This window comes from Psychrobacillus sp. FSL K6-2836, from assembly GCF_038003085.1.
Classification (GTDB): Bacteria; Bacillota; Bacilli; order Bacillales_A; family Planococcaceae; genus Psychrobacillus.
This window is the reverse complement of record NZ_JBBOOM010000001.1, coordinates 3,591,379-3,603,703: the sequence shown is the minus strand read 5'-3', so window position 1 is coordinate 3,603,703 and position 12,325 is coordinate 3,591,379. Positions and strand designations below refer to the sequence as shown.

Here is a 12,325-nt window from a genome sequence, read left to right as displayed (position 1 = left end):
GATAATTGGAATCAGGATCAGCTAAATAAACGAGGATTATAGGATAAAACGTCAAGAATATTAAAGCTAGTAATAAGGAAAATCTTATCATCTACGTGATATGTTTTGCCCGATCACCTAATGGAGTAATAATCATTACATTGATTGAAGTGAAAGGTGGCGACTCCGGCGGGATGTGGGAGACAAATGAAATATCACAACGTACCCGAAGGGGCGGTGATGGTTCATTGCTCCCCCGCGGTGGCCAACAGGATGTTGGTCACGAAGGCGTTGCCACACGAGGTGGCGCTCTTAGCCTTTGTTCCTTTGCCTCAAACGAAAATCAGCGGTATCACTCTCTCTTGAATGTGTCGAGAACCCGCTATTCACAGGACATTTTTATATAATTTCTTACATTTCAAAAAAAATTCTACAGTGATTTTTTCACTGTAGAATTCCTTTTAAAGTGCCGATTGTTTAATCCAGTCGGCTAACTTTTCTTTCAATGTATTAAATCCTTCCTCATCATGCTCATCTACTCGATCTTGAAGTGATTTCCGAGGTCTATCGTCACGTTTTGGTAGTGCTGGTTTTTCTTGAAGTTCTCGCATCGATAAACTAATTTTACCGGCCTCGTCGTCGATCTCCAGAATTTTCACCTCTACCTCTTGCCCTACAGTTAAAAATTCTTCCACTTCTTTTACAAACCCGTATGTTATTTCTGAAATATGCACAAGTCCTTGTGTTTGCTCATCTAGGCTTACGAAAGCTCCATATGGCTGAATCCCTGTAACTTTACCTGTGACAACATCTCCTACCTTATAATTTTGAGTCATAATCCGTTCCTACTTTCTTATATACGTTATAGTCATGTTAAATTATAACATAGTAGGAAGTATGACGGCAAAAATCACTGAGTTGGCATAAACGGTGGTCTCCATCCATTTTCGGTTTGGATAAGTTGAAAGCCAAGAACTGAATCCTCTGCAAACTTATGTGCTTTAGTATTTTTCGTTATCGTGACTACTCCATCACCTTTCGAATAATCCTTAAACTTCATCTCTTTAATTTCAAGCCTAATATCTACTATATTCTGATGCTCACCGTTTATATATTCATCTTTGGGTATCTGCAGTCTTCTATTGTCTTTAATATACAATTCATACTGTGTTTCATAGTCCTCTAGACTAGCTGAGTAATAATATAAACCAACAATTTCCTCAGGGCTAGCCTCTTTTAACACTGTTTGATCGTATGTTCCAGAAAATGATTTATATAAAGTATGCACCCGTTGGACAAATTCGTCATCCACTATAGTTGCTTTAGTTACAAAATAATCCTCTACCCCATGAATTCTCCAAATGTCATCACTTTCTAGATAGAGAAGTAAATCATAGCTAACTTGACTATTTTTTTCCTGCCCTAAATAGGTCTTTAAGTATTGAAAGTCTTGGATTAGATAGTCTTTATTGAAGTATAAGTTTTCGGCACTTTCTCCAATAATATTCCTTAGAGTTGGATTTTTTAAAAATTCCTCTTTATCATTCTCATTTTTAAACTCACTACTCATTAATTCCCACATTACTTCATAGTTATTTTCACTATCAGCATAATGATATAAAAGGGTAATATCTATGGGGCTAAATCCATGTAATACTAATGAATCAAAATTTTCGTTGAATTTTTTATATAACTCATGTACACCATATAGAGCATATGGAGTTTCTAGGCTTACCTCTGCTCCATCCGGTAGTATAGAAAACCAATCTAATTTGGTTATATCAAGCTCATCATCTAAAGCCATATAGTAATAATCTCTCAGCTGCTCTATGTCTAATCTTTTATAGGTTTCGTTGTATTTCCAATCACTTGCATTCATAGATGAAACAACTGGCTTCATTAAGGTGGCTATTGGAGACACACCCGGAATATTAACTAACGATTCCCAAGCCATTCGTGTGTCCATATTAACTTCATTTTTTTCATTAAACATTTCGCTTGTTTCTGATGGAAAAAGAATTGCCTCAGCCAGATCAAAGTAATAATTTTCGAATCGAGAATGCATAACTGTATCTTCTGTGGAATTTAATAGAATAAATTCTATTTCTGCTAAATAGTATCCAAGGAGAGATAATTCCTGCTCCTCTAGTAAATAAGCTATGCCATAAATACCCGGAATTGAATTATATAATGATAAATAGCGCGACTCATTTTCGTCTAGAACCGTGAATAGATCTCTTGTAAATAAGGCCCAATCAGTTTCAATTCGAAATTCTGTTCCATCTGCATTAACTACCAATTTTAGTCCCTGTTTAGGTAATACCTCAATCATATTTTGTATTTCCTCAGGCATATTATATCGATTCGCAATTAGAACATGCTCGCTTAGTCTACCATCGTGTTTTGCAATATTTAGAGATTGTTCATTGTCCCGAAGTATTAGTTCATAGATATTAATGAGATGTTCAGATTTCGCAACAAAATCATTTATAAAACTAATACTTTGTATTGCATCTAATTTCCCTTTAGTTTTAAATTCCTCTACCATTTCGGATGGAAGCATTAACCCATCAATGGCCCTTTCATATCCGTCTTTTATAGACACGTCATCATTTTTACCCTCCAATGTACCTGGACTTATTTGTGCAGTGAAAATATTGTCTGCATATTGAACAAATTCGATGTTAGCAAAGTCAACTTCATCCATTTGAAGCATTTGCTGACGTTTTAAGCGTTCTTCTTTATATTGTTTTTCCAAATTTTTAATATCATCTCCGCTATTTTCTTGATCACTTGTTATAACATCATTAGAATCATTTAGAAAAGTTGTTCCCAGAATCCCAATGATAAATACACTTGCTAAACTCACTGCCCACACTGTGATTCGCTGCCGTTTGGTTCCTTTATTTTTCTTTACTATTGGAGCAACATTATTTTCATTTTCTATTTTTTTAAGAATTTCATCAGTATCCGCGAATGAGGGCAATCGATCATAAGATGATTTTAAAAGGTTTAGGCGTTCTTCTAATTGTTTATCGTCCATGCTTTACTCCTCCACTCATCTGTAATGCCGATTTTAATAATGCCTTTGCTCTCATTAAACGTATCTTTATCGTTGATAAAGGAACATTTAATATTTCTGCAATTTGCTCATATGATAAATCATGAAAGTAAAACATTATGATAGGATGTCGATATTTTTCGTCCAATGATTGAATGGCATTATGGAGTTCCCGGTCTTCTTCAAATACTAAAACTCGGTCTTCTGCGGATTTCGACGTATAATTTAATCCATCTTCATGTAGTTTCTGTTCTTTCTCTTTTTCTTTCGTTTCCTTTCTGTAATAATCCCTTGCAGTATTTAATGTGATTTTGTATAACCACGTTGTAAACCTGTCACGCTGAAATTGATGTAGAAATCGATATAGCTTCACAAAAACTTCTTGAGTTACATCTGGAATGTCATGGACTCGAACACCACACTGAAATGCAAACTTTTCAACGGTCCTGTGATGTATATGTATGAGTTCTGTATATGCTGCTTTGTCCCCCTGTTGTGCTCGTTCTATTAACTCAAGCTCTAACATAGTCCTCCCTCTCTCTCTGTTGTTCTATTGGTGACACGAAAGATTGTTCTAGATTGTTTCAAAAATCAGTTTACATCTTCTATAAATCCTGGAGTACAATAAGACAGTCCTATAAAAGAAAAACTTCAATTAGTGAGGATCTTCTCCCCTACTAATTGAAATCGGAACTTAGGCAAATAACGCCACGTCGTGCGGCAATGCCTGAGTGATCAACATCCTGTTGACCCGCGGCTCGCAGGATGCGAGTCACATAGACGATGCCACACGACGTGGCGCTTTTCGTCTATGTTCTACGACGGGCATTTACGGGCAGTTGATTTCCTACTTACGCTCTGTTACTTGGTCCAATTCTTGAGGTCGGAGTTCTATTGCCCGTTATTGCGGGGTAAAGGAGGAATTATCGTGACAAACCGAGATCATTTTGGATCTAAAATCGGATTTATATTAGCGGCAGCCGGAAGCGCAATCGGGTTAGGTGCTATTTGGAAGTTTCCATATATGGCAGGTACAAATGGAGGTAGTGTATTTGTAATTTTGTTTATTCTATGTACTTTTCTTATCGGTCTCCCTATTTTACTTGCTGAATTTGTTATAGGAAAAAAAGGTCAAGCAGATGCTGTTACAAGTTTTAAAAAGTTGGCTCCCGGAAAACCATGGTTTTTAATTGGTTGGGCAGGTTTTGCCTTTTCGTTTATCATATTATCATTCTATAGCGTTGTTGGTGGCTGGATTTTATCTTATTTGTTCCGCGCAATTACGTTTAGTTTAAACGGTAGTAGCAAAACATTCTTTAATGACTTGTTTAATACAGTTATTTCAAATCCATGGGAGGTAGTAGTCGCTCAGGCAACTTTCATCCTTCTAACTATTTGGATTGTAGCTGGTGGGATTAAAGGAGGAATCGAGAAGGCGAGTAAGTGGATGATGCCAATCCTTCTTATTTTCTTTGTAGTATTAGCAATTCGGTCCCTTACATTAGACGGTGCTATTGAAGGGATAAAGTTTTTATTTGTACCAGACTGGTCTTATTTCACATGGGAAACAGCTTTACTTGCCTTAGGACAGGCTTTCTTCTCTTTAAGTGTTGGTGTTTCTGGAATGGTTACTTATGCGTCCTATTTACCGAAGGAGACAAATTTAAGTACGTCCGCACTGAGTGTGTCTGTCCTGAACATAGGAATATCCATAATGGCAGGACTTGTTATTTTCCCAGCAGTCTTTGCATTAGGCTTCTCGCCAGATGCTGGACCTGGTTTAGCATTTATCATTATCCCAGCTGTATTTGAACAAATTATTTTCGGTCAATTTTTCTTAATTTTATTTTTTATTCTGCTACTGTTTGCAACGCTTACTTCTTCCATCAGTATGTTAGAAATAATTGTATCAATTGGGATTAAATCAAAATATGATAGAAGGAAACGTGCTGCATGGTTTTTCGGATTCCTTATCTTCTTATTTGGAATTCCAAGTGCCTTATCTTTTGGTGTACTATCAGACGTTGACGTCCTAGGTATGTCGATCTTTGACTTTGCCGACTTCCTAACAAGTAGTATCGGACTACCGCTAGGTGCATTATTTATTTCATTATTTGCTGGTTTCCATTTTTCTAAGCCCTCGCTAATCCATGAGCTTAGACTGAATGATATTCTTTTGAATTCTTGGTATATTATCGTCCGCTTTGCAGCTCCGATCGCAATACTAATCGTTTTTATCCAAGGTGCTATGAAATTGTTAATGTAATAATTGTACTTTTTCTGACATTTATATCAAAAAATCAAAGAAAAATTGTGTTATAATAATAAAATAATTAAGACAGGGGTTGATGAAATCATGAAGAAAGATTTACATGAGCAATTACGTCAATTAAGAGAAGAGCGTAATATTACGCTAGAAACTCTTGCGTTGAAAACAAGAATTGGTACTGGGAAGCTAGAAGCATATGAATCAGGCGTAGAAAAGCCATCAGTACAAACAATATTGAAATTGTCCAATGCACTCGAAGTTCCAGCTTCAAACTTATTAGACGGTCTACAAGAAGTTTAATCATTATATAAAAAAAGCTTTCGGTATTAAAACCGAAAGCTTTTTCATTTTATATAATACATTTCATTTCATACTTTAATGCGATCAACTTGTAAGATATATCCACGCATTTTTCTAATGGAATCCATTCTTCAAAAGAATGTTCATAAATTTCCTGAATTCGCTTTGCCAATTCAGATGGGTGATCAATGTCTTGCAAATATGCGACTACATCTGCCGTTTCTGTTTCATAGGCATGTTCTCCAAGGTGGAAAGGATCCCATTGTTGTAATGTCCATACTGCTCTTCTATTCATTTCAATTGTGTCCATTTTAATTTCACCTTACTAGTTTTATTAGATAGGGTTATAATAACATAATAAATACAAATTGAAAGGGGAAATTACCTTGTCTATTTTTTCTACTGTTTTTAATCGACGAAATACATATTCTGCAAAATGGGATATGTTAGAGCAAGTATATTCTATCAACGATGCTTCTGAAGTACTCCCTATGTGGGTAGCGGATATGGATTTTGCTATTCCTTCCACAATTATTGAGGCATTACATAAACGAATGGAACATCCAGTGTTTGGTTATTCCATGGCGCCTGAAGAAACAAAATCATCCCTTACTAATTGGGTAGCTGAAAAGCATCAACTTACTATAAAAAATGAATGGATTCTGTTTCTCCATGGGGTCATTCCTGGAATAGCAGAAGCTATTGAAGCATTCACTGAAGTTGGGGATAAAGTTCTTATCCATACACCGGTATATCCTCCATTTATGAGTGTACCTACAAATTTAGGTAGAAAAGTAGTCACTAGTCAGTTATTAGAAAAGAATAATTCCTACGAGATGGACTGGGAATCATTTGAGGACTGTTTAAAAAATGATGTGAAAGCTTTTATCTTATGTAATCCACATAATCCTGGTGGAAAGGTATGGAGCGAAAAAGACTTAACGAAGATAGCTAAACTTTGTCAACAATATAATGTTTTAATCTTGTCAGATGAAATTCACTCGGATCTCATTTTCGAACCAAATAAGCATATACCAATGCTTAAAGTGGCGGAAGATCCAAATAACATCATAACTTTTTTAGCACCAACAAAAACATTTAATTTAGCAGGGATTCAAGCTGCTACTATGGTTGTTCCCGATGAGAAAAAACGGAAGGTACTAGAAAATCTTGAGATGAACCGTGGATATATGGGATTAAATATATTTTCACTTACAGCACTCCAAACAGCATACGAACAAGGAGCACCTTGGTTAGAGGAGCTGTTAGAGGTATTGACAGTAAATATGGATTACGTGGTGGAGCATCTTTCGAAATTAGATGGTATAAAAGTTTCCAAACCAGAGGGTACATACTTACTTTGGATAGATTACCGTGGGACGGGTCTTTCTGAAAAAGAAATGATGGATCGCCTATTAAAAGTTGGAAAGCTTGCTCTAGAGCCTGGCACTAAGTACGGAAAAGCTGGAGATGGATTTTTACGGATGAATGTGGCTTGTCCACTCTCTACTGTTGAAGATGGAGTAGCACGCTTCGTAAAATCACTTCAATAGATATGTTTTGAAAGCATATATCTGCTTTAAGAAAAACCGGGCAAACACGATTGGTCCTTTTAGGTCAAAACCTGTTTCTAGCGTTTCCGGAGTTCTTTTGCAGATTTGTCGCAATATTATTACTGTGTGAGTTTTTAAAGATACTGGTTGGTTGTGACCTCCGTCATATCCAACCAGTATCTATTTTTCGGTAATCTTATGGCATAGCGTAGCCTATCCGTCGCCCTCCTACAACTCTTAGAAACAGGTTAGGTACGTTTTTGGGTAACTAGATATAAATACTTCCCTATTGATAAGACAAGCTCACGAAGATGCAATTTCGTGAGCTATTCGCTTCTTTATGAGTCAAACACTTACTACTTCTCTTTATTTACACTAGTAAAGAAAACCTGCTTTCTTAATCTATTATTGGTAATAGCATTACAAATAATTTTATTAATCTCTAAAATTTGAGCAATCTTATCATCTTAGCTATAAGCTATGCTAAATCTTATAGTGGAGTACTGCATACTAATTGATAGTAAAACACTAAAAGACCTCCCATCAAGGAAGGTCTTTTATGTTTTCATTTATACTGAGCCCAATTACAGAGACTGTTATTTAAGTTCATCTTGTTTTGCTTGCATTATTTTTTCTTCTAAAACTTTTGCTTTTTCTGCATCTTTTTTAGATTTTTTTATTAGCCATCTAAAAACGAATACGCAAATAGCCATTAAAACAACTAATTCGATTACAACAGGTATATATTCCGATTTATCTTCTGGAAAATACAAAAAAGCTAGGTGTAAAAACGAAAACATATATACACTCCTCTAATTATTTCTGAACAATTTCAATCGAATCTATAGTAATATCTTCTACTGGCTTATCATTAGCATCTGTTTCTACTGCAGCCATTTTGTCCACTATGTCTAATCCTTCAATCACTTGTCCAAATACCGTATGTTTTTGATCAAGGGTCGGCGTACCACCCATTTCCCCATAAGCCTCAGCAATTTCCTTTGGCCATCCACCATCAATTAGTTGCTTCGCTGTTGCTTGAGCATTAGGTGCTTGAACGATGAAAAACTGACTACCATTTGTATTTGCTCCTGCATTTGCCATTGAAAGAGCCCCTCTTATATTAAAGAGATTCATCGAAAATTCATCCTCAAAGTCTGCTCCGTAAATACTTTCTCCACCCATACCAGTACCAGTTGGATCTCCGCCTTGAATCATGAAGTCTTGAATAATTCGGTGGAATATAATCCCATCATAATAACCATTTTCTGCATGTGTTAAGAAATTCTCCACTGTTTTTGGCGCTAAATCAGGGAATAGTTTAATCTTAATAGGTCCCATTGACGTATTCATTGTAACTAACGCTTCATTTGCAGCTACTTCTTTAGAAAGTTGTGGATACATTATTGACTCTCCTTCTTGCCCAGTATCAGTATTTACATTAGTATCTTCTTTTTCTACCTCTTCCTTCGGTGCACTAGAATCATCTGATCCACAAGCACTTAAAAAGAAAATAGTTGTTGCTATTCCTATAAGTAATAATATTTTTTTCATGAATTATTCACCCCAAATTAGTTTACCATAACAATACATCAAAATTCAGTGACAAAGTATCTAACTTTCTTCGACACACTAAATGTTCTATACTAGAAGTAGAACAGTTACGCTTCCATAGAAAGAAGGGATTACAATGAGCGTACAAAAACGAAATTTTACGATCATGTGGTTTTCTAACTTTCTAGTTTCGGCCACTATGACAATGATCATGCCATTCTTATCATTATATATAAATACGATGGGTGATTTCTCTGAAAGCTATGTACAAAAGTGGTCTGGACTCGTGTTCGGCGCTACATTTGTGTCTGCATTTTTAATGTCACCTATTTGGGGAAGAATAGCTGATAAATACGGATATAAGCCAATCTTAATCATTAATGGATTTGGAATCGCATTTAGTGTTTTGCTAATGGGGTTTGTCAATTCAGTTGAAGCCTTCTTTGTCCTTCGTTTATTTATGGGGATTGTTACTGGATTTATCCCTACCTCTTTAGCCTTCATAAGCTCTCAAACTCCAAAAAATATTGCCGGAAAAACGATGGGGACATTACAGATGGGAAGTGTTTCTGGTACACTATTCGGACCTATTATTGGTGGTTTTTTAGCAGATACATTCGGTTTCCAGTACACATTCATTATTACAGCTTCAGCTGTTTCTATTGCTGCGTTGATTGTACTCTTTGGTATACATGAAATTCGCAAAGAGAAAAAAGCTGGTGATCATGAATATTCTAGAAAGACAGTTATTTCAAGTATATTTCATCATCGTCTCATCTTAAATGTTCTTATGATTACCTCGTTGATACAAATTGGACTGTTTAGTATTCAACCCCTTTTATCTTTATATGTTTCTCATTTAACAAACTCTAAAGAAGTTGCGCTTCTCGCGGGAATTACGTTTAGTGCAACCGGAGTCGGAAGTCTATTATTTGCTAGAACATGGGGTAAACTAGGTGATTCGATTGGATATGAAAAAATACTATCCTTTCTTCTGATTCTTGCCTTCGTGTTTATCATTCCCCAGGCATTCGTCTCAGAGCTATGGCAATTAGTAATACTACGTTTCTTATTTGGTATAGCCTCCGGTGGCCTAATACCAATCACTACTGCTTTAATACGTAGAGAAGCTCCGATTGAGGTTCAAGGTGAACTAATGGGCTATAATACAAGTTTCCGCTTTTTAGGTAATATTATTGGACCAATGTTTGGTGGATTTATTAGTGGTTACATAGGTATTTCATCCGTCTTTTTTGTAACCGGCGCATTATTCCTAATCGCATTTACCATCATATACTTCGCTAGAAAGAAACCTCGAATAGATTTTGAGGATGTATTAATAGAAGAAGAAATGCACGCAAAGTTATCGTGAAGATAGCACACTTTCAATGCCGAAAGTGTGCTATTCTTTTTATTAGAAAATATATGCTTTTTACTTATTATCTGTCCAGCTCGAGCCCCTAGCCCATAGAGTTGCAAATAAAGGCCAAAAACGTCTTTGTTGCAATTCTTGGCCCGCACGATGTGGGTCATGCAGTCATTGCGACACGATGAACGCGAACTTTGACTGCTTTCTTTGACTTAGGCGCTTGCGCTTTTCTTATTAGATTATTGGAATTGGAGTGCAAATCATGCGTCAGGCAATTGGATATATTATCGTTCTACTATGCTTCCCGCTCATTTGGATTCTATATTCGTTTATCCATACTGAGATGTTAACAGCCTCTGAATTCAGAGAGGATTTAAAAGAAGCTATTCCGCTTCATACACCAGCAATTACTTCGCCTATTGTTCTGTTAGATAAAGATAAGGAAGTTTTCTCGGAGGATTATGTCGAATGGCGAGATCCCCTGCCATTAGAATCTATTCCACTCTTCATACAAGAAGTGCTTATACAAAGCGAGGATGTAGAGTTTTATAATCATATTGGCTTTGATTTCAGTGCAATTTTCCGTGCCGTTTTTGCAAATGCGGCAGCCAATTCAAGCGACCAAGGCGCAAGTACAATCACACAGCAATTAGTAAGGCTACGTTACTTATCTACAGAAAAAACATATGAACGCAAAGTGATAGAACTTGTCTATGCGTACGAGATGGAAAAACAATCGAACAAAGAAGAAATATTAGAAAATTATTTAAATGAAATATATTTTAGCAACCAAGTATATGGAATAGGCGCAGCCGCAACCTATTATTTTGGAAAACCTTTAAGCGAATTAACTGAAGCGCAACAAGTATTTATTAGTGCTATTCCAAATAACCCGTCTGTATATAATCCATTGAAAAACTTTGAAGCTACTAAAAAGCGGCAAGAATTGTTGATAGATATTTTAGTGAAAAACGAAAAAATTTCTGAAGAGCATGGAAATAGGTTAAAAGAAGAGACTATCGTTCTTCAAACAAAATCAAAAAAGCAATTATATCCAGTTTATAGTACTTATGTTTTAGACGAATTAAAGTCTTTGATCAGTTCTAACGAGGGATTTCAAGAAAAAATTGAATCCGCCTCCAACGAGCAGCAAGCAATATTTTTCAAAAATGAGTTACAAACTCGTGTGAATGAAGTAATTTCTCAAGGGCTAATTGTACATACAGCTTTAGACCCTCTTAAACAAAAAGAAGACGTAGCATATATTGATAATCTCCTAGACAAAACAAAAGATTTACAAGCTGCTTCTGTCGTTATTAATAATGAGACAAGAGAAATTATTAGCATATTCGGTGGAAAGGATTATCGAAAGTTTGATTTTAATCGTGCAAATCAAGCAGTGCGACAACCTGGTTCTGCTTTCAAACCCCTACTTGTATACGGTCCAGTTTTTGAAATGACTTCATTAACTCCTAATAACGAGATTAGCGGGGGTAAGTTATGTATTGCGAATTATTGTCCTCAAAATTATGGAGGAGCCGTATACGGAAACGTTTCTCTAAAACAGGCGTTTCGTTTTAGTCATAACACTCCTGCTGTTCGTCTACTACAAACTGTGGGAATGGAAGAGGCGTTTGGGAAATTAGAGCAGTTCCAGTTTAATCATTTATTAGAAGAGGATCATACCTACTCTGCAGCTCTAGGCGGTTTGACAAATGGAGTAACAGTACTCGAAATGGCAGATGCTTACTCTGGTTTTATTGATGGAATGTATAAACCCGCTCACGCTATTCGCAAAGTAACAAACAAGAATGGGGACATTCTGTATGAGTGGAAAGAAGAAAAAGTGGAAGTATGGTCTTCTAAAACGGTAAATATAATGAGAGATTTGCTAGCAGATGTTGTAGTGAATGGGACGGGAAAAGGAATAACTGTTAACTCCTCCTATGTTGGGGCAAAAACAGGTACGACTAACGATTATTTTGATTACTGGGTTACTGGACTTACAGATACTTATACAACAGCTGTATGGATTGGCTATGATATGCCGCAAAATATGAAACAAATAGAATCTAAAAAGATTCACCATAAAATATTTAATCAAATAATGAATTGAGAAAGATTTCATGAATTTCTGCATCTAACAACGGCGCAGGCTAGCTTAACTATACACATAATAGAAATCGATTTTTGGATGTTTATTTCGATAGACGCAATTTTGGCATTAATTTATCTTTACA

General features: G+C 36.0%; 11 protein-coding genes. 5 read left to right on the top strand and 6 right to left on the bottom strand.

Annotation, left to right across the window (positions count from 1 at the left end; genetic code table 11):
* Positions 1-440: 440 nt before the first annotated feature.
* From yugI to MKY37_RS17340, 3 genes are all read right to left on the bottom strand, one after another.
* Complete coding sequence (yugI, locus tag MKY37_RS17350; RefSeq protein WP_340778956.1) at positions 441-815, bottom strand: S1 domain-containing post-transcriptional regulator GSP13; 375 nt, start codon at positions 813-815, stop codon at positions 441-443.
* A gap of 74 nt (positions 816-889) precedes the next feature.
* Positions 890-3,022 (bottom strand): hypothetical protein, encoded by a 2,133-nt coding sequence (locus tag MKY37_RS17345; protein ID WP_340778955.1) that lies wholly within the window; start codon positions 3,020-3,022, stop codon positions 890-892.
* Entirely contained in the window at positions 3,012-3,566 is a 555-nt protein-coding gene (locus MKY37_RS17340; RefSeq protein ID WP_340778954.1) for an RNA polymerase sigma factor, read from the bottom strand. The genes MKY37_RS17345 and MKY37_RS17340 overlap by 11 nt, the downstream gene beginning before the upstream one ends.
* Positions 3,567-3,968: 402 nt before the next feature.
* Between MKY37_RS17340 and MKY37_RS17335 the strand changes: the two genes are divergently transcribed.
* Positions 3,969-5,306 (top strand): sodium-dependent transporter, encoded by a 1,338-nt coding sequence (locus tag MKY37_RS17335; RefSeq protein WP_340778952.1) that lies wholly within the window; start codon positions 3,969-3,971, stop codon positions 5,304-5,306.
* 90 nt (positions 5,307-5,396) lie between these two features.
* Positions 5,397-5,609, top strand: a complete 213-nt coding sequence (locus MKY37_RS17330; protein WP_340778951.1) for a helix-turn-helix domain-containing protein — start codon at positions 5,397-5,399, stop codon at positions 5,607-5,609.
* Positions 5,610-5,658: 49 nt separating this feature from the next.
* On the opposite strand, the gene MKY37_RS17325 is transcribed toward MKY37_RS17330, so the two are convergent.
* Positions 5,659-5,919 carry a DUF1871 family protein gene (locus tag MKY37_RS17325; RefSeq protein ID WP_340778949.1) on the bottom strand — a complete coding sequence of 87 codons (261 nt, stop codon included), beginning with the start codon at positions 5,917-5,919 and terminating at the stop codon, positions 5,659-5,661.
* A 76-nt stretch (positions 5,920-5,995) separates the two neighbouring features.
* Here MKY37_RS17325 and MKY37_RS17320 point away from each other — a divergent pair, with 76 nt between their 5' ends.
* A complete protein-coding gene (locus tag MKY37_RS17320; RefSeq protein WP_340778947.1) occupies positions 5,996-7,162 on the top strand; it encodes a MalY/PatB family protein in 1,167 nt (388 codons plus the stop codon).
* A gap of 596 nt (positions 7,163-7,758) precedes the next feature.
* Here the strand turns inward: MKY37_RS17320 and MKY37_RS17315 are convergent.
* A complete protein-coding gene (locus MKY37_RS17315) occupies positions 7,759-7,962 on the bottom strand; it encodes a hypothetical protein (protein WP_340778946.1) in 204 nt (67 codons plus the stop codon).
* A 16-nt stretch (positions 7,963-7,978) separates the two neighbouring features.
* Positions 7,979-8,716, bottom strand: a complete 738-nt coding sequence (locus MKY37_RS17310; RefSeq protein ID WP_340778945.1) for a peptidylprolyl isomerase — start codon at positions 8,714-8,716, stop codon at positions 7,979-7,981.
* Between the two features lie 136 nt (positions 8,717-8,852).
* Here MKY37_RS17310 and MKY37_RS17305 point away from each other — a divergent pair, with 136 nt between their 5' ends.
* Together MKY37_RS17305 and MKY37_RS17300 are read left to right on the top strand one after the other, a co-directional pair.
* On the top strand, positions 8,853-10,088 hold the full coding sequence (locus MKY37_RS17305; RefSeq protein WP_340778944.1) for an MFS transporter: 1,236 nt from the start codon (positions 8,853-8,855) through the stop codon (positions 10,086-10,088).
* A 259-nt stretch (positions 10,089-10,347) separates the two neighbouring features.
* Positions 10,348-12,201 carry a transglycosylase domain-containing protein gene (locus tag MKY37_RS17300; protein WP_340778943.1) on the top strand — a complete coding sequence of 618 codons (1,854 nt, stop codon included), beginning with the start codon at positions 10,348-10,350 and terminating at the stop codon, positions 12,199-12,201.
* Positions 12,202-12,325 lie beyond the last annotated feature (124 nt).

What these genes read in the sequence shown, in the direction of transcription:
- yugI (WP_340778956.1), bottom strand. Translation starts at nt 815, where the DNA reads ATGACTCAAAATTATAAGGTAGGAGATGTTGTCACAGGTAAAGTTACA.
- MKY37_RS17345 (WP_340778955.1), bottom strand. Translation starts at nt 3,022, where the DNA reads ATGGACGATAAACAATTAGAAGAACGCCTAAACCTTTTAAAATCATCT.
- MKY37_RS17340 (WP_340778954.1), bottom strand. Translation starts at nt 3,566, where the DNA reads ATGTTAGAGCTTGAGTTAATAGAACGAGCACAACAGGGGGACAAAGCA.
- MKY37_RS17330 (WP_340778951.1), top strand. Translation starts at nt 5,397, where the DNA reads ATGAAGAAAGATTTACATGAGCAATTACGTCAATTAAGAGAAGAGCGT.
- MKY37_RS17325 (WP_340778949.1), bottom strand. Translation starts at nt 5,919, where the DNA reads ATGGACACAATTGAAATGAATAGAAGAGCAGTATGGACATTACAACAA.
- MKY37_RS17315 (WP_340778946.1), bottom strand. Translation starts at nt 7,962, where the DNA reads ATGTTTTCGTTTTTACACCTAGCTTTTTTGTATTTTCCAGAAGATAAA.
- MKY37_RS17310 (WP_340778945.1), bottom strand. Translation starts at nt 8,716, where the DNA reads ATGAAAAAAATATTATTACTTATAGGAATAGCAACAACTATTTTCTTT.
- MKY37_RS17305 (WP_340778944.1), top strand. Translation starts at nt 8,853, where the DNA reads ATGAGCGTACAAAAACGAAATTTTACGATCATGTGGTTTTCTAACTTT.
- MKY37_RS17300 (WP_340778943.1), top strand. Translation starts at nt 10,348, where the DNA reads ATGCGTCAGGCAATTGGATATATTATCGTTCTACTATGCTTCCCGCTC.